The sequence below is a fragment of the Halorubellus litoreus genome, from assembly GCF_055378595.1.
In genome coordinates, this window is sequence record NZ_AP043836.1 from 2,020,021 (window position 1) to 2,042,122 (window position 22,102).

23 protein-coding genes are annotated in these 22,102 nt (G+C 68.1%); 13 read left to right on the top strand and 10 right to left on the bottom strand.

The features are described 5' to 3' along the window. Positions 1-38 precede the first annotated feature (38 nt). From ACZ48X_RS14235 to yciH, 5 genes are all read left to right on the top strand, one after another. Positions 39-233, top strand: a complete 195-nt coding sequence (locus ACZ48X_RS14235; protein WP_227132578.1) for a cold-shock protein — start codon at positions 39-41, stop codon at positions 231-233. 235 nt (positions 234-468) lie between these two features. Then, the gene (locus ACZ48X_RS14240; protein ID WP_336349077.1) at positions 469-1,461 is read left to right on the top strand and encodes an AAA family ATPase; all 993 of its coding nucleotides are present in this window, start codon (positions 469-471) and stop codon (positions 1,459-1,461) included. Between the two features lies 1 nt (position 1,462). Further along, the gene (locus ACZ48X_RS14245) at positions 1,463-2,467 is read left to right on the top strand and encodes a DUF58 domain-containing protein (RefSeq protein ID WP_336349076.1); all 1,005 of its coding nucleotides are present in this window, start codon (positions 1,463-1,465) and stop codon (positions 2,465-2,467) included. A gap of 78 nt (positions 2,468-2,545) precedes the next feature. After that, positions 2,546-4,807 (top strand): transglutaminase TgpA family protein, encoded by a 2,262-nt coding sequence (locus ACZ48X_RS14250; protein ID WP_336349075.1) that lies wholly within the window; start codon positions 2,546-2,548, stop codon positions 4,805-4,807. Positions 4,808-4,987: 180 nt separating this feature from the next. After that, positions 4,988-5,281 carry a stress response translation initiation inhibitor YciH gene (gene yciH / locus ACZ48X_RS14255; RefSeq protein ID WP_166039521.1) on the top strand — a complete coding sequence of 98 codons (294 nt, stop codon included), beginning with the start codon at positions 4,988-4,990 and terminating at the stop codon, positions 5,279-5,281. A 130-nt stretch (positions 5,282-5,411) separates the two neighbouring features. Here the strand turns inward: yciH and ACZ48X_RS14260 are convergent, their stop codons facing one another. Both ACZ48X_RS14260 and ACZ48X_RS14265 read right to left on the bottom strand, forming a co-directional pair. Further along, complete coding sequence (locus tag ACZ48X_RS14260) at positions 5,412-5,777, bottom strand: rhodanese-like domain-containing protein (protein ID WP_336349074.1); 366 nt, start codon at positions 5,775-5,777, stop codon at positions 5,412-5,414. A gap of 57 nt (positions 5,778-5,834) precedes the next feature. Next, on the bottom strand, positions 5,835-6,584 hold the full coding sequence (locus tag ACZ48X_RS14265) for a helix-turn-helix domain-containing protein (RefSeq protein WP_336349073.1): 750 nt from the start codon (positions 6,582-6,584) through the stop codon (positions 5,835-5,837). A gap of 159 nt (positions 6,585-6,743) precedes the next feature. Here ACZ48X_RS14265 and ACZ48X_RS14270 point away from each other — a divergent pair, with 159 nt between their 5' ends. The 4 genes from ACZ48X_RS14270 (at position 6,744) to ACZ48X_RS14285 (ending at position 9,781) form a co-directional block, all read left to right on the top strand. Beyond that, positions 6,744-7,796 (top strand): transcription initiation factor IIB, encoded by a 1,053-nt coding sequence (locus ACZ48X_RS14270; protein ID WP_336349072.1) that lies wholly within the window; start codon positions 6,744-6,746, stop codon positions 7,794-7,796. A 118-nt stretch (positions 7,797-7,914) separates the two neighbouring features. Continuing rightward, positions 7,915-8,250, top strand: a complete 336-nt coding sequence (locus ACZ48X_RS14275) for a thioredoxin family protein (RefSeq protein WP_336349071.1) — start codon at positions 7,915-7,917, stop codon at positions 8,248-8,250. A gap of 112 nt (positions 8,251-8,362) precedes the next feature. Next, the gene (locus tag ACZ48X_RS14280) at positions 8,363-9,040 is read left to right on the top strand and encodes an alpha/beta hydrolase (RefSeq protein ID WP_336349070.1); all 678 of its coding nucleotides are present in this window, start codon (positions 8,363-8,365) and stop codon (positions 9,038-9,040) included. 63 nt (positions 9,041-9,103) lie between these two features. Next, complete coding sequence (locus ACZ48X_RS14285) at positions 9,104-9,781, top strand: cob(I)yrinic acid a,c-diamide adenosyltransferase (protein WP_336349069.1); 678 nt, start codon at positions 9,104-9,106, stop codon at positions 9,779-9,781. A 40-nt stretch (positions 9,782-9,821) separates the two neighbouring features. On the opposite strand, the gene ACZ48X_RS14290 is transcribed toward ACZ48X_RS14285, so the two are convergent. After that, positions 9,822-11,174 (bottom strand): phosphoribosylamine--glycine ligase, encoded by a 1,353-nt coding sequence (locus ACZ48X_RS14290; protein WP_336349068.1) that lies wholly within the window; start codon positions 11,172-11,174, stop codon positions 9,822-9,824. 439 nt (positions 11,175-11,613) lie between these two features. Here ACZ48X_RS14290 and ACZ48X_RS14295 point away from each other — a divergent pair, with 439 nt between their 5' ends. Both ACZ48X_RS14295 and ACZ48X_RS14300 read left to right on the top strand, forming a co-directional pair. Then, a complete protein-coding gene (locus ACZ48X_RS14295) occupies positions 11,614-13,458 on the top strand; it encodes a hypothetical protein (RefSeq protein ID WP_336349067.1) in 1,845 nt (614 codons plus the stop codon). Between the two features lie 52 nt (positions 13,459-13,510). Continuing rightward, the gene (locus ACZ48X_RS14300; RefSeq protein WP_336349066.1) at positions 13,511-14,773 is read left to right on the top strand and encodes a hypothetical protein; all 1,263 of its coding nucleotides are present in this window, start codon (positions 13,511-13,513) and stop codon (positions 14,771-14,773) included. Between the two features lie 17 nt (positions 14,774-14,790). On the opposite strand, the gene ACZ48X_RS14305 is transcribed toward ACZ48X_RS14300, so the two are convergent. The 4 genes from ACZ48X_RS14305 to ACZ48X_RS14320 form a co-directional block, all read right to left on the bottom strand. Next, the gene (locus ACZ48X_RS14305; protein WP_336349065.1) at positions 14,791-15,381 is read right to left on the bottom strand and encodes a DUF4112 domain-containing protein; all 591 of its coding nucleotides are present in this window, start codon (positions 15,379-15,381) and stop codon (positions 14,791-14,793) included. Positions 15,382-15,447: 66 nt separating this feature from the next. Next, positions 15,448-15,912, bottom strand: coding sequence for a transporter (locus ACZ48X_RS14310; protein ID WP_336349064.1), 465 nt, complete (start codon positions 15,910-15,912; stop codon positions 15,448-15,450). Positions 15,913-15,938: 26 nt separating this feature from the next. Next, positions 15,939-16,865 (bottom strand): hypothetical protein, encoded by a 927-nt coding sequence (locus tag ACZ48X_RS14315; protein WP_336349063.1) that lies wholly within the window; start codon positions 16,863-16,865, stop codon positions 15,939-15,941. A 121-nt stretch (positions 16,866-16,986) separates the two neighbouring features. Next, positions 16,987-17,541 (bottom strand): metal-dependent hydrolase, encoded by a 555-nt coding sequence (locus tag ACZ48X_RS14320; protein WP_336349062.1) that lies wholly within the window; start codon positions 17,539-17,541, stop codon positions 16,987-16,989. A gap of 283 nt (positions 17,542-17,824) precedes the next feature. Between ACZ48X_RS14320 and ACZ48X_RS14325 the strand changes: the two genes are divergently transcribed. After that, positions 17,825-18,067, top strand: a complete 243-nt coding sequence (locus ACZ48X_RS14325; RefSeq protein WP_336349061.1) for a glutaredoxin family protein — start codon at positions 17,825-17,827, stop codon at positions 18,065-18,067. 110 nt (positions 18,068-18,177) lie between these two features. Here the strand turns inward: ACZ48X_RS14325 and ACZ48X_RS14330 are convergent, their stop codons facing one another. After that, positions 18,178-19,068: a ribonucleotide-diphosphate reductase subunit beta gene (locus ACZ48X_RS14330; protein WP_336349060.1), complete on the bottom strand. Its 891-nt coding sequence runs from the start codon at positions 19,066-19,068 to the stop codon at positions 18,178-18,180. Positions 19,069-19,190: 122 nt separating this feature from the next. On the opposite strand from ACZ48X_RS14330, the gene ACZ48X_RS14335 reads away from it, so the two are divergent. Continuing rightward, a complete protein-coding gene (locus tag ACZ48X_RS14335) occupies positions 19,191-20,939 on the top strand; it encodes a MutS-related protein (protein ID WP_336349059.1) in 1,749 nt (582 codons plus the stop codon). 190 nt (positions 20,940-21,129) lie between these two features. On the opposite strand, the gene ACZ48X_RS14340 is transcribed toward ACZ48X_RS14335, so the two are convergent. Further along, the gene (locus ACZ48X_RS14340) at positions 21,130-21,366 is read right to left on the bottom strand and encodes a DUF8132 family protein (RefSeq protein ID WP_227132555.1); all 237 of its coding nucleotides are present in this window, start codon (positions 21,364-21,366) and stop codon (positions 21,130-21,132) included. Positions 21,367-21,413: 47 nt separating this feature from the next. Further along, positions 21,414-22,046 carry an Hsp20/alpha crystallin family protein gene (locus tag ACZ48X_RS14345; protein WP_336349058.1) on the bottom strand — a complete coding sequence of 211 codons (633 nt, stop codon included), beginning with the start codon at positions 22,044-22,046 and terminating at the stop codon, positions 21,414-21,416. Positions 22,047-22,102 lie beyond the last annotated feature (56 nt).

Here is a 22,102-nt window from a genome sequence, read left to right on the forward strand (position 1 = left end):
ACAACCTTTATGCTTGCCAACGTCCTTCATGCAAGCGTATGCCAACAGGTACGGTCGACTTCTTCAACGACACGGGCGGTTACGGCTTCATCGACACCGAGGACGCGGACGAGGACGTCTTCTTCCACATGGAGGACATCGGCGGCCCCGACCTCGAAGAGGGACAGGAGGTAGAGTTCGACATCGTGCAGGCCGACAAGGGCCCGCGCGCCGAGAACCTCACGCGCCTCTAATCGCAGGACAGCTTCGGACAAACGAAATTTTGTGTCCCCGGCAACGTTACATGGCAGCGACCGCTACACACTGACAGTACGTGGTGTGTCACGCTCGGGCACGGGGCGCGCGGGTTCGACCGTCGGTAGCGTCGGCGACGCCCAGCTGCCGCGAGGGTCGCACGCACTGCGAAGGGATTGACCGCCCTCCAGGTCGGTCGCCGGTCCACACACCGGCGCTGTCAGACGATAACACATGACGGACGCTAACACTCCAGATGCGACGCCGCAGTCGAGTCGCCCAGAAACAGACCCGGAATCGCTCCCGGTCGAGGAAGCCGCGCAGGTCAGTCGGGACGTCATCGCGAACGTCGAGGACGTCATCGTCGGGCATCACGACGAGATCGAGCACGTCGTCACGGCGATGCTCGGACGCGGGCACGTCCTCCTCGAGGACGTCCCGGGCGTCGGGAAGACGATGCTCGCGAGAGCGCTCGCGGCGTCCATCGAGTGTTCGTTCAAACGCGTCCAGTTCACGCCGGACCTCCTGCCGTCGGACATCACGGGCGTGAACGTCTTCAACCAGAAGACCCGCGAGTTCGAGTTCCAGAAGGGGCCGGTGTTCGCGAACGTCGTCCTCGGCGACGAGATCAATCGTGCGCCGCCGAAGACCCAGAGCGCGCTCCTTGAGGCGATGGAGGAACAGCAGGTGACGGTCGACGGGACGACGCGGATGCTCCCGCAGCCGTTCACGGTCATCGCGACCCAGAACTCCGTGGAGCCGAACCGAACGTACGAGCTGCCGCTCGCGGAGGTCGACCGCTTCATGAAGAAACTCCACCTCGGCTACCCCGACGAGGCCGAGGAGTCGGAGGTCGTCGCGCGTGCGGTCGGCCATCACCCCATCGAGTCGTTGACGTCGGTCACCGATACTGCGACCATCCGGCAGGCGCGCGAGACCGTCGCGAACGTCACGGTGAAGGAAGCGGTCCGCGAGTACGGGACGCGCATCGCGGCGTACACGCGCGAGAACGCGAAGCTCGGCGTGTCGCCTCGTGGCACCATCGCGCTGATGCGGGCGGCGCAGGCGCGAGCGGTCGTCCGCGGTCGCGGGTACGTGACGCCCGAGGACGTGCAGACGGAGGCGCCGCGCGTGCTCAGTCACCGCATCCGGCTGTCGGCGAGCGGGCCGCAGGACCAGGGCGAGCAAGTGGTGGCGGACGCCATCGAGACGGTTCCGGTCGAGTGAGATGCGGTTGACTCGACGCGGGAAGGCGGCGCTCGGCGTGGTCGTCCTCGGCGTGCTCGCGTCGTTCGTGTTCGGCGCGCAGGCGCTCGGCGTCATCGTCATCCCGGTGCTGGTGGCGGTCGTCGGCGCGGCCGTCCAGGTGCGGCGTGCGGGCCGCCCGGAGGTGACGCGACGCGTTCCCGACCCGGGGTTCATCGACGAGACGAAGCAGGTGACGTTGTCGTTCGACGTCGGGTCGCCGGTCGCGGCGACCGTCGAGGATACTGCTAGCCCTGGCCTCGAACTCGACGGTGCGTACTTCGAGGCGACGCTCGGGACGCGCGACCTCGCGTACGACGTGACGTACACGGACCGCGGCGAGCACGACCTCGGGCCGCTCTCGGTCCGCATCGTGGACGTGCTCGGGCTCGCGGAGGCCGAGCACCGGTACGGGCATCGCGACAGCGTGCTCGTCTACCCGCGCGTGTACGCGCTGACGGGGTCGACCCGGCACGAGCTCAACCTCCTGCCGGAGGGCGGGTTCGAGCACAACCGCGAGGAGTTCGATAGTCTCCGCGAGTACGACCGCGGGGATTCGCTGCGCGACGTGCACTGGAAGTCGAGCGCGAAGCGTGCGGCGAACGACCTCGTCGTGAAGCAGTTCGTGAGCGAGGAGGACGTCGGCGACGTCCACATCGCGTGCGAGAGCGCTGACGGCTGGGACGACCACGTCGCGGAGGCGACCGCGAGCATCGCGCTCTACCTCCTCGATTCGGGCATCCGCGTCGGCCTGTCGGCGCCGAACGGCGAACTCGAGACGGATGCGGGCGCGGACCACCGGGAGGCACTGTTGTCGTTGCTCGCGACCGTCGGCCCGGGGAAGGTTCCCGACGAGCACCGCGAGCGCGCGAACGTCGTCGTCACGGGCAGCGAGTCGACGGGCGTACGCGTCGAGATGGCCGACCGCGAGGTCCCGTTTTCGTCGTTCGTCCGCGACGCTCCCGCTCGGGAGGAGGTGTCGATATGAGTATCACTGACTGTTCTCGTCGCGCGGAGGTGTCGATATGAGTATCACTGACTGTTCTCGTCGCGCGGAGGTGTCGATATGAGCACCGTCGATCGGCTCGGGGCGCGGTTCGCGTCCGACGAGGAGTCCGAATCGAATCGCTTCCGCGTGCTCGCGCTCGCGGGCGTCGCCGGTATCACGGCGACGTTCCTCGCGGTCCTGTTCGAGCTGACGGCGGTGCCGTCGGTCGGTGGGACGCCCGAATTGGCGGCGGTCGTCCTCGGGTCGGTCGCGGGCGGGTACGCGCTCTCGCGGACCGTCGGCGAGCGCGTCGCCGCCATCCTCACGGTCGTGCTCGTGTTCGCGGGCGGCCTCGCGTACCTGCTCGCGACGCCGCTGGGCGTCGTGTCGTTGACGACGCGCGGCGGCCAGATTCTCACCGACGCGTTCGCGCTCCTCACGGGATGGCGGGTTCTGAAGCTCGTCGAACCGACCGTGTGGATCCTCGGGTTCGCGCCCGCGCCGGTGTTCATCACGACGTACCTCGCGCTCCGACGGCGGTACGTCGCCGCGGTGGGCGTCGCCGGGCTCGCGCTCGCCGTCCTCATCATGACCGGCGACGCGCCGGTCCTGCTGGGGCGCGTCCCGCTGCTGTTCGGCGCCGTCGCGGGTATTGCGGCGGTCGGGTTCGGCGAACTCGAACGCCGCGGTGGGACGCTCAAGCAGGTGGACGTCCTCATCTTGCTGTTCGCAGCGATGCTCGTCATCTCCTCCGTACCTGTGCTCCCCGGGAGTCCGCTCCTGTTGCCGCGAGCGGGCGGCGAGGGCGCGGCGACCGTCGAAGGGAGTCTGACCGCGGAGACCGGGCGGGCGCCCATCGTCGGCTCCATCCGGCTGTCGCCGGAGGTCCGGTTCAAGGTCGAGGCCGACCAGGCGCAGTACTGGCGGGTGGCGACCTACGACCGCTTCACGGGACAGACGTGGTTGCGTAGCGGCGAGTCCAGGGATTACTCGCCGAGTCTGCTCGACGAACCGCCCGGGGAGACGACGCGCGTGAGTCAGACGTTCGAGGTGCTCGCGCCGGCGAAGGTGATGCCGGCGGCGAACCAGCCCGTCGAGGTCCGCGGTGACGTCCGCGAGTTCACGAAGGTGACGCTCAACGGCGGCATCCAATCCGACGTCCGGTTCCGCGAGGGCGACCGGTACAGCGTCGTGAGTGCAGTCCCGACTGCGGACGAGGAGACGCTGCGCGCGACCGGGACCAACTACCCGACGCGCGTCGAGAACCGCTACACGGAAGCGCAGGGGCTCTCGGAGGCGTTCACGTCGAAGACCGAACGCATCGTGTCCCAGGCGGACGCCCAGAACCCCTACGAGACCGCGGTCGCCATCGAGGACTGGCTCGAGGGGAACCGCGGGTACTCGCTCGACACGGACCGCCCGAGCGGGAACATCGCCGAGAAGTTCCTGCTGGAGATGGAGCAGGGGTACTGTACGTACTACGCGACGACGATGGTGATGATGCTCCGGAGTCAGGGCATCCCGGCGCGGTTCGCGGTCGGGTACACGCCCGGCCAGCAGGTCGACGACAACGAGTGGCTCGTCCGCGGGTCGGACTCGCACGCGTGGGTCGAGGTGTACTTCGAGGACGTCGGCTGGGTGAAGTTCGACCCGACGCCCGCTGGCCCGCGGCAGTCCGCTGAGGTCGAGCGCATCGAGCAGGCGCGCGAGGACGGTGACGCGAACGTCGACGTCGACGACAGCGAGGACGCGCCGTTGACGACGACGACGCCGTCGACGACGCCGGCGACGAACGCCACGGACGTGAACCGGACCGAGCAGACGTTCCGGAACCCGAATCTCGGCGGGACGACGGTCGCTGGCGGCGGGAACTTCACGCTCGAGACGGGCGGGGAGACGACGAACGCCAGCGACGGCGGCGACGAGGGCAGCGGTGGCGGGCCGATCCCGCCGGAGACGCTGTTCGTCGCGTTCGTCGCGCTCGTCGGACTCGCCGCGGGCGCGCACCGGACCGGAGCGACCGACCGCGCGCTCCGCACGGCGAAGATCCACTGGCACGGCGGTCGCGTCGACCCGGAGACCGACGTGAAGCGCGCGGTCGAACGCCTGGAGCTCCTGCTGGAGCGCCACTACCGGGCGCGCCACGTCGACGAGTCACCGCCCGCGTACATCGAGGCGTTGACGCGCGCCGGCCTCGACGAGGAGGTGACGCGCGTCGGCGAGCTCTACGAGCACGCCGTGTACGGGAACGGCGTCAACGAGGCGGAGGCGGACGAGGTCGTCGCGCTCGTCGACGACACCGTGCGAGCGCATACGCCGCTACTCCGACGGTTCCGCTAGCGTCCGCGACGCCGCTACTCCGACCGGGCGTTCGCGTCGCGTCGCCTCGTCGATGCGTCCCGCGGCGCCTTATCCCGGCGAACCCCCCGGAAACGCGCCGACGCGTCCGGGTTCGAGTTTTATTCGGGTCCCGGAGTCCCGATAGTGTTTAATATGACGACGCCGTAACTTCGAATCGTAATGTCGGAAGTCTGCTCGACGTGCGGGCTCCCCGAGGAACTCTGCGTCTGCGAGGACGTGGCCAAGGGAGATACGGAGATAACCATCCGCATTGACGAGCGCAGATACGGGAAAGAGGTAACGGTCATCGAAGGGTTCGAATCGAAGGACGTCGACATCGACTCCCTCTCGTCGGACCTGAAGTCCAAGTTCGCCTGTGGCGGGACCGTCGAGGACGGCCACATCGAACTCCAGGGGAACCACTCGGGCCGCATCGAGGACTTCCTCCGCGACCGCGGATTCAACGTCGCCTGACCTCCCTCTCCTTCCGGTTCGTTCACCACTCGCGAGCGCTAGCGCCGCCGGTCCCGTTCGGTGCGTCGAGGAGTGCTGCGGTGGCAGCGAGAGCGTCAGAAGCGAGTTCGGACGACCGCGAGCGACGGCGTTAGAAGGGCGCGCTGGGGCCGTCGGTGGCGTCGCCGTCGGCGTCGGGCGTGCCGGTGGCTAGTTCGCCGTCGTACGCGGTGAGGCCGCCGGCCATGCTCTCGACGGGGGCGTCGACGCCCTCGTAGGACGCGATGAGGCGTGCGGCCTGCACGCTCGATTTGCCGTGCGGGCAGACGGTGACGACGCGGTCGGCGTCGGGGAGCGCGTCGACGGCGTTCGTGAGTTCGGGCAGTGGCACGTTCCGCGACCCGGGGATGTGGCCGCGGGCGTAGCTCGAGGGATTCCTGATGTCGACGATACAGAGGTCGACGTCGTCGGCTGCGCGGAGCGTTTCGACGTCATCGGGGGCGACTTCGCCGTCCATTCGTAGGCGTCCTATGGTGGGCGCGGTGTTAAGGAGCGCGCTCTCTCCCTGGATCCGTCAGGGTGCGCGTTCGGGGACGTCGTCGTCGACGCCGAGGCAGCCTTCGGTGAACTCGGTGGCGAGCCACGTCTCGGCGTTCTGGAGGCGGTACTGGAGCGTCGACCGCGGGATGCCGGCGTCCTCGGCGACCTCGGCGAGCGTGCTCTCGCGCGGAGTCTGGTAGTATCCGGCGTCGACGGCGGCTTCGAGCGCGGCGCGTTGCTCGTAGGGGAGTTCGTCGCGGTCGTCGTCGCCGTCGCCCCAGTGCGTGGGGTCGCCGGTCTGACTGAGGGAGATACCGATGCTGTCGGGGAACGAGTCGCGGACGTGGTCGAAGAGTTCGCCGGCGCCGGTGTCGTCGCGCGTGAGGATGCGCCAGACGTACTCGTTCCCGCGGCGCCGCGTCTCGAAGAAGAGGCCGGGGCCGAGGTGCTCGCTCGCGGGGTAGGGCAGGGCGGGGCAGGCGTCGATGCCCTGGCGGTACGTGTAGACGGTGGCGGTCGTCGCGTTGGTCTCGAGGAGTTCGTGTTCGCGGTAGGAGTCGCAGGCGCCTTCGGGGCATTCGTTGCACCGGTTCGCGTCGAGCACGAGCTCTTCGAGGGCGTCGATGGCGTGCTCGGGACCGCTGAATCGGTCGATGCGCCACATGTCCTCGCCGACGACGTTGCAGGCGACCGAGCGCGCGATGGCTTCGGGGTGGTCGATGAAGACGTCCGCGATGGGGTCGACGCCGCGGTCGTACTCGAGCGTGAAGACGTACTCTCTCACGCCCGTTCGTTTGGCATATGCCAACCTAACTGTTTCGCCGGTGGTTATTTAAGTGATGATAATCGCGGGACGTGAGTGGTGGCTCCCCCTCTCACTCGACCAGGCCGTTTGGCAAATGCCGAACGAACCTATTCGGGGCTGTCCGAGAAACGAGTGTGTATGACGACCCAACGCTTCGACACTCGACGCTCGCGAGCGGACGAGAGCCCGACGCGGACGCGACCAGGTACACGCGCCCGGGCGAACGAGGCCGACGAGGCCGACGAGGCCGACGAACGCGAGCACGAGCACGACGAGAGCGTGACGACGTGCCCCGAGTGCAGCGGGCACCTCGCGGTCGACGAGGAGCGCGGCGAGACCGTCTGCGAGGACTGCGGGCTCGTCGTCAGCGAGGACGAGGTCGACCGCGGCCCGGAGTGGCGCGCGTTCGACGCCAGCGAGAAGGACGAGAAGTCCCGCGTCGGCGCCCCCACCACGAAGATGATGCACGACGACGGGCTCTCGACCACCATCGGCTGGCAGAACAAGGACGCGTACGGGAACAGCCTCTCCGCGCAGAAGCGAAAGCAGATGCAGCGCCTGCGGACGTGGGACGAGCGCTTCCGCACGCGCGACAGCCAGGAACGCAACCTCAAGCAGGCCCTCGGCGAGATCGACCGCATGGCGTCGGCGCTGGGGCTCCCGAAGAACGTCCGGGAGACCGCGAGCGTCGTCTACCGGCGCGCGCTCGAGGACGGCCTCCTGCCCGGGCGCAGCATCGAGGGCGTCGCGACCGCGAGCCTGCACGCCGCCGCCCGCCAGGCCGGGTCGCCGCGCACCGTCGACGAGGTGACGCGCGTCTCCCGCGTCGACGAACAGGAGTTCACGCGCACGTACCGCTACATCGTCCGCGAACTCTCCCTGGAGGTCCAGCCCGCGGACCCCGCGAGCTACCTGCCGCGGTTCGCGAGCGACCTCGACGCCCCCGACGCCGTCGAACGCCGCGCCCGCGAACTCGTCGAGACCGCCAAGCGCGAGGCCGTCCACTCCGGGAAGTCTCCCGTCGGTATCGCCGCCGCCGCCATCTACGCCGCCGGTCTCCTCGAGGACGCAGACCTCACGCAGCGCGAAGTCGGTGACGCCGCGGACGTCAGCGAGGTCACCATCCGCGACCGCTACCGCGAACTCCTCCGCACCGCCCAGAACGCCCAGCAAGGGCAGGCCGCGGACTGAATCGACTGCCGGCGTCGCCGCTGGACTGAGCGCGGAGCGGACGACTGGCGCCGCGGACTGACTCGCTCCTCGTCTCCCCGCCGTGGATTGAAACGCTTCGACGCCCTATCATGCCCCGATGAGTGACTCCCAGAAACCGACGTATCTCGCCGACGAAGCCGAACTCGACGCGTTCCTCGAATCGCACGACCGCGTGCTGCTGGAAGCCTACACTGACGGCTGCGGTATCTGCGCGTCCATGGAGCCGGTGCTCGGGAACGTCGCTCGCGCGACCGACGTCGCGGTCGCGCTCGTCAACCCGCGCGACGACCCGCCGCTCGTCGAGCGCCTGAACGTCACGAGCGTCCCGCTCCTCGTGTACTACGAGGACGGCGAACCCGTCCGCCGGGTCGCCGACGGCTTCCAGTCCGCCGACGCCGTCCTCGAGTTCGTCGACGAACCCACGGCCGCCTGAACGCGGCGTCGAACGAGTGCATCGCCCCTACCGGGAGGCAACCGGCTAAACCGCTCGCGTCCGTAACTCGAGGTATGACACGTCCGAAGTCGAGACGCGGAGGGCGAGCGCGATGAGAGGCCGGAACCCGCACAGTGGCGACGACCCGCACGGCGACCAGCCGGTTGCGACCGCTGGTGCAGACCTCGCGGACGCGACCGCCGCGGTCGTCTGCGCGCACGGCCGCGGCGCGACCGCGGAGTCGATGCTCCAGCTCACCCAGCAGTTCGGGTTCGACGACGTCGCGTCCCTCGCGCCACAGGCTGCGGGTCGGACGTGGTACCCGAACCCGTTCACGGCGCCGACCGAGTCGAACCAGCCCGGCCTGGACTCCGGGCTCGCGAAGGTCGACGGCGTCGTCGCCGAGGCCGTCGACGCGGTCGGGCGCGAGCACGTCGTCCTCCTCGGGTTCTCCCAGGGCGCGTGCCTCTCGAGCGAGTACGTCGCGACGCATCCCGCGCGCTACGGTGGCCTCGTCGTCTTCAGCGGCGGCCTCATCGGGCCCGAGGTCTCCATCGAAGGGTACGCGACCGACGACGGCGACCTCGCGGGCACCCCGGTCTTCGTCGGCTGCGACGAGAACGACCCCCACATCGAACTCGAGCGCGTCCACGAGACCACCGAGGTCCTCGAGGGACTCGGCGCGGACGTCGACGAACGAATCTATCAGGGTATCGGGCACGGCGTCGTCGAGGACGAACTCGACGCCGCCATCGCCATCGTCGACGGCGCACGCGACGGCGCGGACTGACGCGCCGAACAAGAGCCGTCGAGAAGGCGAGGACTGAAGCGACCCGCGGTCGACCGTCGACGTATGCCTCGCGACGCCGATACGCCCGACGGAACCGACGACGCTGGTGCGCTCGACGCACACGACATCCAGCCTGCGGCGCCCGCGGAGTTCGGGCGGACGCAGGTCTGGTGGGGTGACGGGAAGGGGAAGACGACCGCCGCGCTCGGCATGGGCTTTCGCGCCGCCGGCCACGGCTACCGCGTGCACCTCCTCCAGTTCATGAAGGGCGGCGCGGCGAGCGTCGAGGACGTCCGCGGCGAGTACAACGCCATCAACGCCGTCCCGGGGTTCACGTACGAGCACTCCGGGCACTACGGCTGGCACGCGATGAACGACGGCACCGACGACGTCGACCACGAAGCCCGCGCCCAGGGCGGCCTCGAGCGCGCCCGCGAGCTCATCGACGCCGCGCACGACGCCGACCTCACCGAACCACTCGACCTCGAAGCGCCCGCGGACGACGGCGTCCACATGCTCGTCCTCGACGAACTCTGTTACGCCGCGAACCGCGACCTCGTCGCGCCCGACGCCGTCGCCGACCTCGTCGAGTCGAAGCCTGACGCGCTCGAACTCGTCCTCACCGGCGGCCACGACGACCCCACGTACGTCACCGAACGCGCCGACCTCGTCACGAACGTCAAGAAACAGCGTCACCCGTTCGACGACGGCGTTCGCGCCCGCAAGGGAACCGAGTTCTGACGCCGGGAGTCCACCGGCCAGCGACCGCAGTCGCCGACGCCTACTGCGGGCCGAGGTAGCCCCACGCGTGCAGGCGGTCGCCCTCGCCATCGATCCACCGTTCGCCGATGTCGTCGCGATAGTACAGGTTCGGGACGAGAACCTGGTCGACGCGGTCGTAGCACTGCTCGCGGGCCGCCTGCATCGTCTCGCCCATCCCCGTGACGACCAGCGGCATCCCGGTCCCGCCCGCGACCCGCCACTCGCCGTCGCGGTCCGCAGTGGGCTCCCCGTCCGGCGTCACGCGCTTCGCGTCCTCGATGTGGACGCCCTCGGGCGGTCGACCGTCCTCGGTGTCGAACACGAGCGCGGCGTTGCGCGAACTCTCGTCGTACGTCTTCTCGTCGTCGAACGGGAACGGCGGCAGCACCACGCGCACCGCGATCTGGAACCCGCGATGCACCGTCGGCTCCGGATTCATGCCGTGCGCGAGGTCGTGGAGGAACTCGCCGCTCCCCGAGAGGATGGACTCCTCCTGGAGCGCGATCGTCGGATACCCGAAGCGCGGCGTGAACTCCAGGGGATAGACGCCGTCGTCGGTCGCGATACAGTTCAGATCGATGCTGCCGACGTACCCCTCGTCGGCGAGCCACTCCTCGAGCTTCCCGAGGGTCTCCTCGAACAGGCGGTTCCGGCCAGCCCAGAACATCGCCGTCCCCATCTCGCCGGTGGAGGGTCCGACGTTCCCCGGGAACAGCTTCTTGTGCTCGAAGTTGAAGTTGATCGGGTCGACGAACTCGTTGCCGTCGAAGAACCCGCAGACGGCGACCTCGACGCCGTCGATGCGGCGCTGCAGCTGGAACCCCTTCATGCGGTGCCCCCACGCGGACTCGTACGCTTCGAGGACGTCCACGACGTCGCTCCCGTCGCGCTCCCGGCCGACGTACACGAGTCGTTTGACGTTCTGGACCTCGCCGAGGGGTTTGACGACGTACGGCGCCGGGTTCGACCGGACGTACTCGATGGCGTCGTCGAAGTCCGTGAACTCGCGGTGCTCGACGGTCTCGATACCGGTCTCCTCGAGCACGGACATCGCGTACCCGCGGTCGTCCTCCAGGCGGTCGGTCGCGGGCGTTCCGCCGACGACGGCGTGTCCGTCCGCGCGCAGCTCCGCCGCGAGCTCGCCGGTGCCGACCTCGTCGCCGACCCAGATGTCGTCGAACACGACGACGTTCGCCCAGTCCAACTCGCCGCGCCAGTCGTCGGTCTTCTCGACGAACCCGTCGGCGATGTCGCGGTCCGCGTCGTGCTCGACGTAGTACTTCACGTCGTGGCCCTCCCGACCGACCTGCCACGCGAGGTCACCGCAGAGTGCCGCATCGAGCGAACAGAACAGGAAGTTCCTCGGGGACATACCGGCGGTACTCCCGCAGGGCGGAAAAGCATTCTCGCACGGCTGACCGGTTTGGGTTCGGAGACTGTCTCAGTGATATTCTAAGTTTGGGCGAAAATTAATTCATGATATGAATTCTATCATGTGGGGGGGGGAAATCTGGCCCATGTACTCCACTCCGTATATGTATAAATTTATAAAATAAAAATATTTAAAAGTCATTAATTCTCTCTTTTTCTTGGATGTCTAAACAGAACTCGGAAGTCTCTCGGAGAGACCTTCTCGGATCAGTTGGTGCAATCGGTGAACTGGACTCGTCGGGACGGGTGCTGCGAGCGAACTCGCGGCGGCCGATGACGTCCGTCAGTTCGGCGACGTCCAAACGGAGAGTGCGGCCGAACGAACCGTCCAGATCCACGCCGCGGGACGGGCTCGGTACGAAATTGCCGTCACAGGGCTCTTGAAGGCTGAAGACGCCCCAGAATCAGCACTCACTGATGGCGTCGCCTCGGAGTCTATCGCCGACGAAACGCGGACGTTCCGCTTCACGGGCGAGTTCACGGCGTTCTCGGTCGACGGCAAAGCGCGCGTTCGCGTCGACGGCGAACCGTTCGATGTCGACGCTTTCCCGCACAACACGCTTGAGATTTCGCCGAACGGGACGGTCGAGTACGACGTGTCCGCGAGCGGCGCTGTCTCGGTCGACAAGGACACGATCGACCGGCCGAACGCACGCACCGCCACCGGGCGGGCTCGCGAAACGCATGTCGTGTCGTACGCGGGCGAACTCACGTACTTCGAATTGGACGGTGACGCGACGATCCGCCGGAACGGGTCGCGCATCGATTCGAGCGACGTGCTACCGTCGACGCGGCCACACGAGTTCAAGGCCACCGCTCGATCGTCGCGGGAAGCGTACACGGTCGAAACGACGCGTAACGTCGACGAAAGTGTGGCGCCACACGGAACCAGTGGCGCGGCCCGCTTCACGGGCCGAACCGTCCGACGGTACGCCGGGCAGGTGACTGCAGTTGAGCACCCGAACGGTGTTCGCGTCGAGATTGACGACGACCGGAATCAAATCGTTGCCCGTGCGCCCGGCGATGCCGGAGCGAGGGTCAGTGTCGAGACGACGAACGGGCTGGTCGTCGATCACGAGGCGTATGACGTGGCCGACCTCTCGGTGTCCGCGGGCGAGTCGGTGACGGCCGTCCCGTTCGGTGACTTGGAACGGATCGTGATCGACGACCTGTCCGTCCAGCTCTCGCGGAACGAGTATCCGTCGGCCGAGAAGTCGACCACGCTCCAGGCGGCAGCGAAAGTCGAGCGGACGGACGCGTTCCAGCGGCTCGTCGATATCGCGTCGGGGCGCGTCCGATATGACGCCGCCGGTATTGCGGGCCAGGAAGTGAGGTCCGGCGACACGACGACCGTCCGGTCGGTCGAACACGAACTCGCTGACCCGGGGCAGGGCGACAGTGCCGTGCTGTCCGTCCGACAGACGCCTCGCGGTATCGAGCACGCCAGCGTTCTATACAAGCACTTCGAGCGTAACGAGCAGGTGACGATCGACGCCGTAATCCTCCCCGTCGGTCCGACCGTCGACAAGCTTCGTCGAGAGAGCGAAACGATGACGGTCAGTCGCTCGGAGTCCGAACCAGCTACGCCCGACGTGGAGTACACCGCGGAGCTGTTCGCCGAGACGGCGAACCCCGACAAGCAAGTGAAGCCATCTGATCTCGGCGACCTAGAGGCTCGCTTGACCCCCGAAGACGTTCGAACGCAGGGTTTCCTCTCGTTCCTGAATGACGTGAAGGACCTCCTGACGGATATCGGCGCAGACGCCTACGATGCGGCGAAGCGGCTATGGGGCGTGTTCAAGGGGCATATGGACCAGGTCGCCGTAACCGCACAGAACATCGTCATATCGTCGCCATACCTGATTGCGGGCCTCGCGGATGATCTTCCGTGGAAAGAACAGTGGGCCCCGAAGCTGATATGGCGGATCGCCATGGCTCCCGCTGTGACCCTGGTCAGTCTGGCGAGCAACGGTTTCTTTGAGGCGCTCGATACCGGCGCGGGGTGTGCGTTCTGCGTGTTCTTCGCCGTCGTACTCCGTGATATCATCGTCTCCGAGGTGACGTCGGCGGCCTGCGTCTACTTCATCGCGGCACTTCCGGCAGCGGTCGTGTGCGCGGTTGTGGCGGAGGCCCTCACCCAGTTCATTTCGCAGTACTTCGGTTACCGTGACGTGAAGGACGACCTCTGCAACGGAGACGTCATCTCGGAGATCGACCCCTGCTGACCTGACGGACGGTCCTCGACAGGATTTTTACCCCATGACCAAACTGATAAATATGTCCTCTGGTCGCTTCGGCCGCGTCCCCGCGTTCGCCGTCGATGCGGTCGCGCTCGCGGCGGTCGCGGTGCATCCGTTCTCGCTGTACGTCGTGCTGTTGCTCTACTGGGCCGACCTGTTCGTGGGGCTGCTTCGACAGAGCGTCGAGACGGTGTTTGCCGCGCCACGGGAGACGTATTCGCCGCTGGAGCCGCCTGCGCTCCGACGGAACGGTGACCCCGGGTCGTTCAGGTTCCTGACAGCGAAGCTCGGCACGCTGAAGCCGGTCGGCTGGCTACCGAGGGTTGCCGTCCACAACTTCAAGATAACGTTGGTGTGCGCCGTCGCCCTGGCGTTTGCCTCCGTCGCCGTCGTCGTTCTCGCGACGAGAGCCCTCGACCCGCCGTTCTCGGTGCTGTCGTGGCCGACGAGTGCAGTCCTCGCCGCCGGGGGACTGGCGGTCGTCGTGAAACACGGAACGGCGTTCCGTCGGTTCGTCCACTCGCCGCGTCCACCGGCCGCTCGGACCCGCCCGTCCCGTTCCTGGATGGGTTCGTTACTCATACCGTTCCCGGTCGTCGTCGTCGATACCTTTCATGCCGACGCGCCCTTCGACGCCTCCACGTTATTCGCGACGATCGCAGTCCTCGTCGTACTGGGACGGGTCGCGTACGAACGGCGCCGGGACGCGTCGCCCACGCCCGCTGATTCGTTCGAACTCGCGGCCCCCGCGGGACGCCCCAGTGAGGTGTTCCGTCCTGATCGGCGTGCGGTCAGGATTGCCGGACTCCTCGACGGCATCCTCCCCCGGATCGAATTGGGCTTCGGCAACATCAAGTATCGAGTCATCTCGATCATCTTCTTCGCTCCCGGCGTCTCCCTCGTCGGTGGCGCCTTCGGACTCGACCTGATGCCGGCGTTCGTCGTCGGCGTCGCCACCGCGCTCGCCGTGACCGCGGTCGGGTTCGGGCTCGCGGGCGTCGCGCACTTCGACCTCGCGTTCGCGACGACGGAGTACCGACTGTACGAGGACGAACTCGTCGCGTACGACACGCGCCTCGACGCCGTCCAGTGGCGCGCACCCCTCGACGCGATCCACGACGTCTCCGTCGAACGCGGGCACTGGCTGGCGCCACCCGGCACGGACGCGGCCGCGGTCACCCTCGACCGGAGCGACCTCGACGTCGACCAGCGACCGTACGGGTTCTACCGGCAGACGCTCGCGTACGTCGACCGACCCGAGCACGTCGCCGACCGCCTCCGGCGCGCGACCGCGCGCTGACCGGCGCGCTCAGGTACTCACTCCACGTCCTCGTCCTCGACCTCGATCGGTATCTCCACCGGCCCGTCCCGCTCCGCCGTCGTCCCCGCACCGACCGTCTCGTCCCCGCTCGCGGCGTCCGCTGCGGCGTCCACGACCTCCTCGGTCGCGTCCGCCGCGCCTTCGAGCGCGTCCGTCGCCGCGTCCTCGACGCTCGCGAACACCGTGTCCGACGCGCCCTCGGCGAGGTCGTCGAGCGCGAGCGCGAGGTTCCGCTGGTTCGACTTGAACATCACGTCCACGACCGTGCCGACGTACGGAATCGCACCACCCGCGACGTCTATCGCGACGTTCGCGAGCATCTCAACGAGCGTCCCGTACGACACCCCGAGGCGCGCGGACTCCAGCACGATGTACATCGACACGCCCGCCGCGACGACGTCACCGACGCCCGGGAGGACACCGAGCACCGGGTCCGCGCCCACGCGGAAGTCCGTCCCCGGGAGCCGCACCGCGTCGTCCATCACCTTCGCGACGAGACGCATCCGGTCGACCGCCGCCTCGTCGACGCCATCCGGTACCGGGCCGTCGTAGGGCTCCGCGAACGGGTCGCGGTCGTCACCAGTCATACCCCGACCTACGGCATCACGACTGAAGAAGACCGGGCCCAAGAATCAGCCGTCGAACTCGCGCCCTCAGAACAACGCCGGCGCGAACCGGATGAGGACCGCGTCGACCAACAGCAGGACGCCCACGAACGTCGCCGCACGCAGTATCGCTGTCGCGCGCTTCGCGGGCGTCCGCACCTTCAGGTCCTCCGCACCCTCGAGCACCCTCGACGCACCGACCTCGACGAGTCCCGTCAACGCCAGCCAGAGCACCACCATCGCGAGGACGAGATGCCCGCTCGTCGACGACACCAACGACGACGTCTCGTACCCAGCCAGCGAGATCATGTATCCGCCCGAGAGGAGCAAGAGGACCGACGCGAGCCGCGACCCGACCTGCAGTCGCTGCGTGAACCGTTCCAGTGGCGCAGCGTTCAACGACCCCTCTCGAGCCAGCGGGAGCACGCCGAACGCGAAGAACGACACCGACCCCACCCACATCGCCGCGACGACCAGATGGATCGCGCGAACGACGACTTCGACGATAGCCATGCGGATACCGTCCGCCCGCCGCCCCGTTAATCCTTCTCCTCTACGGCGGCCGCGCACGACCCGCATAGTAACTCGATGGTCGACGACGCCGACCCGATGACGGTCTCCAGGTCGTCGACCTCGTGGTACGCCTCGCAGCGCTCGCAGCGCGCCGTCGGCGCCGCCTCGTCGGCGAGCAGCGAATCCACCGTGACCTCGTCCGTCGGCGAGTCGAACGCCGCCTCCGGGTCGAGGTCGCTCGCCGGCTGCGCGGGCTTCGCCGGCGGCCCGTCCGTGAGCGCGGGTGGCCCGTCGTCGTCGAATATCGGGGAATCCGGGCCGTCGAGGTCCGCGTCGACGGTCGACGACGCGTCGTCGTCGGTCTCGGTGGCCGCTGACGCCGCCTCCTCGACGGTCGCGAGCGCCTCACTGAAGAACTCGCCGGCGAGGTCGTCCGGAAGTCCGGTGTTCCCGTAGAGGGCCGTGACGAGTTGCTCGCGGAGTTCGTCGGGCGACAGTCCTTCGCGTTCCCCGACGACGTGTAGCGCATCGGCTTCGCGAGCGTCCGCGTCCGGCATCCCCTCCGGGTTCTGCACGTACCGGTCGACGACAGCCGTCAGGCGCGCCGCGACCGTCGAATCCGCACTCCAGCGCGTCGGGAACGCCGCGTCGATGTTCGCGCGGCGTTCGTCGCTCAACTCGGCGACGACGCCCGTCGGGGACGCCAGTTCCGTCGTCGGGTCCGCCGCAGCGTCGTCCTCGGGCACGCTGGTACGGTCGACGCGGTCGAGCGCGGTCTCTCCCGGGACGTCGAGACGACCGGCCGCGATGTCGCAGAGCACGCTCAGGCTCTCCTGCATCGACGAGGAGTCGTACCCTCGACACTCCGCGTAGACGTTGTCGATGCGGTCGGCGAGTGCCGCGGGAATCCGCACCTCGACGAACTCCTCGGCTCGGTCCTCTCGCTGTGCCATTGGAGAAACCATCGCACCCCAACACCATAAATTTCACTCATCTGTTGGCGCGTTTTAATTTCTGAGGTCCGGTTCGTTGGAGATACACCCTGCGTGCGAAAGCAACCCACGGACATCGGCCCTACTGGAGGTACCGTTCCTCGAGCGCTGGCAGTCGTTTACGCACGAGCACGTACCCCACCGACACCACGACACCCGCGACCACGGCCTCTCGAATCCAGCCGTCGAACGCGACCCACCCCGGGACCGCGAACGCGACGGCGACCGCGAGGTCCTCCGGCGCCCCGTCGTACCGCACCCAGCGCCGCGGTCGAGCCCACCGCCCCTGCGTGTGCAGGAACACGCCACGGTCGTCCTGCGCGAGCCACGGCCGCGCCTCCGTCCCCCCACCGAAGACGTCGCTCGCCGAGTGCACCGCCGCGGACACAAGGAACCCCGCCACGCCCACGGTCACGGGCACGGTCGCGACAGCGGCGACCACGACCGCCAGGACCCCGAGCACCGCGTAGTACTCGGGGAAGTGCAGGGTCTTCCGGTGCTCAGCGAGGAGGTCGACGTCCGGGAACACACCCCCTGCGAGCGCACCCGCTGCGGCGGCCGTCGCGTACTCCCCACCCGCCGCGGCGTACGCGCTCGCCAACGCCAGCCCGACGAACGCGTGCGTCGTCGCCATCATCACCCATACGTACCGCTCTCAGCGGCAAAACGTCGTCGTCGACGCTCCATCCAACCACCCGAGCGTTCAAGTACGAAGCCGCGGCCAACGCCACCGTCACCTGACGCGTGCGACGCGACGGTCGAGGCGGGAGCCCGGGCCGCCGTCGCGTCACGCCCCACGGCCCGGCTGCTCGCCCCACACCGACGCCGACACGGCACTCACGTGCGACGCCGGCATGGCACTCACGCGCGACGCCGACTGGACCCCCAGACCCTTCTACGACCGGGACCTACGAGGGCGCGTGACGCGAACACTCTACCAGCTCGACGGCTGCCCGTGGTGCGAGAAGGTCGCGGACCGCATGGACGAACTCGACCTCGACTACGAGTCCGTCTGGGTCGACGCCATGCACTCCGCGCGCAACGATGTCAAGCGCGTCTCCGGCCAGCGCGCCGTGCCCGTCCTCGTCGACGACGCCCACGGCGTCACGATGAACGAATCCGCGAACATCCTCGAGTACCTCGACACCACGTACGGCGAGTGAGCGGCCGACGCAGCACCGTGAACGGCTGACCCGGTCCAAGAGCTCCAGCTGTCCCGTCAGGACGGCCGTCGGCCACGAGGGGGCCCGTCAGTCGTCCGGACGACCGCCGGTCACCCGTCGAGTTCGGTCAACGTCTCCACGTCCGGCACGTCCTTCGCCGCGTCCACGATCTGCTCCATGCGCTCGGCGTGCTTCCGCGCGGCGTACGACGCGAGGTCCTCGGCGCCCACGGCGACCGCGTCGTCGTCCGACGCCGCCGACACCGCGTCCTGGACGAGCATCGCGAGCTCGCCGGTCAACTCGTGCAGGAGCGACGGCGACACGTCGCCCGCACCGACCAGGTCCTTCAGCTTCCGCATCCCGAACCCGACGTGGCGTCCCTCGTCGCTCCGTATCTTCGAGAACCCCTCGACGAGCCCCGGGAGCTCCGGGAGTCCCTCGACGTCGCCACTGAACGACGTCTGCACGCCGTAGTACCCCGTCTGCGCGAGGATGCCCTCGACCGTCAGGTGGTAGTGACAGTACGCTCGGGCGCGGTTCTCGGGCGTATCGTCGTCGAGCAGTCGAGTCATCGCCGCCTCGTTGCGTTCGAAGAGCTCGTCGTACGCGTCGTTGAACCACGCCGGATCGTGGGGGTTCGAGCGCTCCAGGCCGCGGCGGTCTTCGGCTTCGTGAATGACGCGCGTCCAGTACCGATGGAAGAACTCCGCGTGCTTGGCCTCCTCGTAGAGCTGTGTCGTCAGGAACAACTGGTCGTTGACGTCCTCGAGGACGACCGCGAGCGGCGACAGGTCCTCCGTGACCGCCTCCTCGCCCGCGCCGAACAGCGCGAGCGTCCGGCGGAGCGAATCGAACGCCGCCGCGTCCAGGTCCGCGACGCGGTCGACGTCCACGTCGAGGTCGACGTCCACCGGGTCCCAGTGCCGGGAGACGGCGTTGCGATAGTACCGGAACGAACTCGCGTCCTCGTCGATGCCAGCCCGCAGCGCGTCCTCGGTCATGCGTAGCGGTTGGTGCGCTCGCGAAATCAATCCCCCGGGGCTCGGTCCCGGGTCCCCCGGTCGTCGCGGTGACGTGAGACGGTTGCGGGGTTTTGATTACGTCGCGCTCGCAGGCTTGTGGTATGCGACTGGAGGAGTACTGGGGGGTCGGCCCGAAGACGCGGGCGTTGCTCGTCGAGGAACTGGGCGTGGACGCGGCGATCGACGCCATCGAAGCCGGGGACGTCAGGGCGCTCGTCGACGCGGGCGTGCCGCGTGGACGAGCGACGCGTATCCTCCGCCGAGCGACGGGTGGGTCGGGGATGGACGTGCTCGCGACGAGTGACGCACGCGAGGTGTACAAGGACCTGCTGTCGGTCGCCGGGTCGTTCGCGTTGACGGCGCGGGCGGCGGACGCCATCCACGTCCTGACACCGCTTTCCGACCGGGACGCGATGCGGGACCGACTCGCGGACGTGGAGGCGGCACGTGCGTCCTGGGAGGCGCTGTCGGACGACGAACGGGAGGCGGTGGTGGCGGCGTTCGACGCGTACGACGACGCCGATGGCGGGGAGAAGGCGAGCGTCGAGGCGGCGATCGCGCTCCTCGACGCGGACGTCGTCGACGACGACGGCGTGTTCGCGCCACTCTCGGGGTTGAACCGCGACGCGCTCGTGGACGCGTCGCGTGCGCTGGGCGCGCTCCGCGAGGGACACGTCGCGACCGGTGCGGACGACCGCCTGGACGACCTCCGCGAGCAGGTCGCGGCCGTCGAGACGCTCGAGGCGAACGCGGGGTCGGTCGTCGAGGCCATCCGCGGGGACGGCGCCCGAACTGCTGGCGGGTTCCAGGACGCGTTCGTCGACCACGTCTGTGCGGAGACGGGCGTGGAGGCGACGACGGTCCGCGACGCGGCACCCGAGGAGGCGCGGGATGCGACGGACTTCGTGAACGAGGCGCTGCGAGTGCTCTCGGCGAACCGGCGGGAGGCGGTCGAGGAGCGCGAGCGCGAGGTTCGCGTGGAACTCCAGGGTGCGGTCGCGGACGCGCGCGAGGACGTCGACCGGGCGGTCGCGGCGGTCGACGACGTCGCGTTCGAGCTGTCGCTCGCGCGGTTCGCGGCGGCGTTCGACCTGACCGCTCCCGAGTTCGTCGAGGACGCGGTCGCGGTCGAGGGGGCACGGAATCTGACGCTCGCTGCGAACGACGGGGAGTCGGTGCAGCCGATCCGGTACGCGCTCGGCGAGCACGCCCTCGCGGCGCCACCGGGGCGCGAGCGCGTGAGCGTGCTCACTGGCGCGAACTCCGGTGGGAAGACGACGCTCCTGGAGACGCTCTGCCAGGTCGTCCTGCTCGCGCACATGGGGCTGCCGGTGCCCGCGGACCGTGCTGCCGTCGGCCAGTTCGACTCGGTGGTGTTCCATCGGCGGCACGCGAGTTTCAACGCGGGCGTCCTCGAGTCGACGCTCCGGAACGTCGTCCCGCCGTTGACCGCGGAGGGCCGGACGTTGATGCTCGTCGACGAGTTCGAGGCGATCACGGAACCGGGGAGTGCCGCGGACCTCCTGCATGGGCTGGTGACGTTGACGGTGGAGAAGGCGGCGCTGGGGACGTTCGTGACGCATCTCGCGGACGACCTGGAGCCGCTCCCGGGGACGGCGCGCGTGGACGGTATCTTCGCTGAGGGGTTGACGCCGGAGTTGGAGCTGGAGGTGGATTATCAGCCGCGGTTCGGGCAGGTCGGGCGGTCGACGCCGGAGTTCATCGTGTCGCGGCTGGTGGCGAACGCGGACGACCGGTCGGAGCGCGCGGGGTTCGAGACGCTCGCGGAGGCGGTCGGGCACGAGGTCGTGCAGCGGACGCTCGCCGATGCACGGTGGAGCGAGTCCTAGGAACGGGTGGTGTCGTCGTCGAGGATGGGGGGTCGTCGTGGGTGGTCCACGACGATTCGGGGGAAGGTGTGGGTTTCCGAGTGGTGTGGGTGTGGACCCGGATGGGTCCGGTCCGCGTGAGGGTTCGGGTGGGGGTGGTGGGTCGACGGGGCCGGGTGTCGGGGCGGTTCCTGTGTCTGGCCGTTACCGGTCAGGTCTTCTTGTTGCTGATGATGACGCGGTCGGTGCTCCCGCGGTGGTGGATGAGCGAACTGAGTCCGCTCCGGAGCAGCACGAGTCCGACGAGCAGGAGTGCGATCGCGCCGAGCAGGTACTCGGTCTCCGGGAGGCCGGTCCCGAGGAACGGTCCTTTCATCAGGAACCACGAGGCGATGCTGGTGGTGAGCAGTCCGATCGTGCCGAGACAGGCGCCGAATTTCCGACCCATATCATCAACGGTAATCTGCGAGATGCCTAAAGGTATCTAATATTTCCTTACCAATTGATTGCGTATATTAAAACCGTAGGCGGGTCGAAGATTTGATGCTCGAAATAGAATACGTCGGGTCTGTGTCTCGCCCCCGAGACTCGGCGGGCCCTGAGTCGACCCGGGGTCCGAAGCGACCGTACCGAAGCGTCCCAACTCGACGCCGAGGTGAACGTCGTATAGCGGATGTCGATGTCGTGACCGAGGTCGCGTTCGCCCTCGAGCATGGGGAGGGTGACCTCGAGGACGCCGTTGTGGTAGGATGCCTCGATGCCGTCGACGTCGATCTCGCCAGGGATGGCGACCGTCTCGTTCGTGCTGCGCGAGTGCCGGACGTACGACGTCTCGGACTCCTCGCTGATCTCGGTCACCGCGGAGATCTTGAGGTGGCCGTCGTGGTAGACGAGGTCGATTTCGTCCTTCTCGAACCCGGGGAGGTCCATGACGAACACGTACATGTCGTCCTCCTCGTGGAGGTTCGTCATGTGCTCGATGCCGTCGGTCGTGCGACCCTCGAGGGTGGGGGTCGAACGCCCTTCGAGCATGGGTGTGCGGTCGCCGAACGTGCGGTCCATCCACATGCCGTCGAACATTCGGTCCATCTCCTCGAACATCCGGCTCATTTCGTCGAAGTTTCGCATTTGTAATCACCACCACGTACGCCGTGTGAGGAGATAAAGACGTAGAGAACCGAGTT

What these genes read in the sequence shown, in the direction of transcription:
- ACZ48X_RS14235 (WP_227132578.1), top strand. Translation starts at nt 39, where the DNA reads ATGCCAACAGGTACGGTCGACTTCTTCAACGACACGGGCGGTTACGGC.
- ACZ48X_RS14260 (WP_336349074.1), bottom strand. Translation starts at nt 5,777, where the DNA reads ATGGACGGCGAAGTCGCCCCCGATGACGTCGAAACGCTCCGCGCAGCC.
- ACZ48X_RS14285 (WP_336349069.1), top strand. Translation starts at nt 9,104, where the DNA reads ATGCCTCGCGACGCCGATACGCCCGACGGAACCGACGACGCTGGTGCG.
- ACZ48X_RS14335 (WP_336349059.1), top strand. Translation starts at nt 19,191, where the DNA reads ATGCGACTGGAGGAGTACTGGGGGGTCGGCCCGAAGACGCGGGCGTTG.
- ACZ48X_RS14270 (WP_336349072.1), top strand. Translation starts at nt 6,744, where the DNA reads ATGACGACCCAACGCTTCGACACTCGACGCTCGCGAGCGGACGAGAGC.
- ACZ48X_RS14250 (WP_336349075.1), top strand. Translation starts at nt 2,546, where the DNA reads ATGAGCACCGTCGATCGGCTCGGGGCGCGGTTCGCGTCCGACGAGGAG.
- ACZ48X_RS14305 (WP_336349065.1), bottom strand. Translation starts at nt 15,381, where the DNA reads ATGACTGGTGACGACCGCGACCCGTTCGCGGAGCCCTACGACGGCCCG.
- yciH (WP_166039521.1), top strand. Translation starts at nt 4,988, where the DNA reads ATGTCGGAAGTCTGCTCGACGTGCGGGCTCCCCGAGGAACTCTGCGTC.
- ACZ48X_RS14300 (WP_336349066.1), top strand. Translation starts at nt 13,511, where the DNA reads ATGTCCTCTGGTCGCTTCGGCCGCGTCCCCGCGTTCGCCGTCGATGCG.
- ACZ48X_RS14280 (WP_336349070.1), top strand. Translation starts at nt 8,363, where the DNA reads ATGAGAGGCCGGAACCCGCACAGTGGCGACGACCCGCACGGCGACCAG.
- ACZ48X_RS14315 (WP_336349063.1), bottom strand. Translation starts at nt 16,865, where the DNA reads ATGGCACAGCGAGAGGACCGAGCCGAGGAGTTCGTCGAGGTGCGGATT.
- ACZ48X_RS14320 (WP_336349062.1), bottom strand. Translation starts at nt 17,541, where the DNA reads ATGATGGCGACGACGCACGCGTTCGTCGGGCTGGCGTTGGCGAGCGCG.
- ACZ48X_RS14345 (WP_336349058.1), bottom strand. Translation starts at nt 22,046, where the DNA reads ATGCGAAACTTCGACGAAATGAGCCGGATGTTCGAGGAGATGGACCGA.
- ACZ48X_RS14245 (WP_336349076.1), top strand. Translation starts at nt 1,463, where the DNA reads ATGCGGTTGACTCGACGCGGGAAGGCGGCGCTCGGCGTGGTCGTCCTC.
- ACZ48X_RS14240 (WP_336349077.1), top strand. Translation starts at nt 469, where the DNA reads ATGACGGACGCTAACACTCCAGATGCGACGCCGCAGTCGAGTCGCCCA.
- ACZ48X_RS14275 (WP_336349071.1), top strand. Translation starts at nt 7,915, where the DNA reads ATGAGTGACTCCCAGAAACCGACGTATCTCGCCGACGAAGCCGAACTC.
- ACZ48X_RS14310 (WP_336349064.1), bottom strand. Translation starts at nt 15,912, where the DNA reads ATGGCTATCGTCGAAGTCGTCGTTCGCGCGATCCATCTGGTCGTCGCG.
- ACZ48X_RS14290 (WP_336349068.1), bottom strand. Translation starts at nt 11,174, where the DNA reads ATGTCCCCGAGGAACTTCCTGTTCTGTTCGCTCGATGCGGCACTCTGC.
- ACZ48X_RS14330 (WP_336349060.1), bottom strand. Translation starts at nt 19,068, where the DNA reads ATGACCGAGGACGCGCTGCGGGCTGGCATCGACGAGGACGCGAGTTCG.
- ACZ48X_RS14340 (WP_227132555.1), bottom strand. Translation starts at nt 21,366, where the DNA reads ATGGGTCGGAAATTCGGCGCCTGTCTCGGCACGATCGGACTGCTCACC.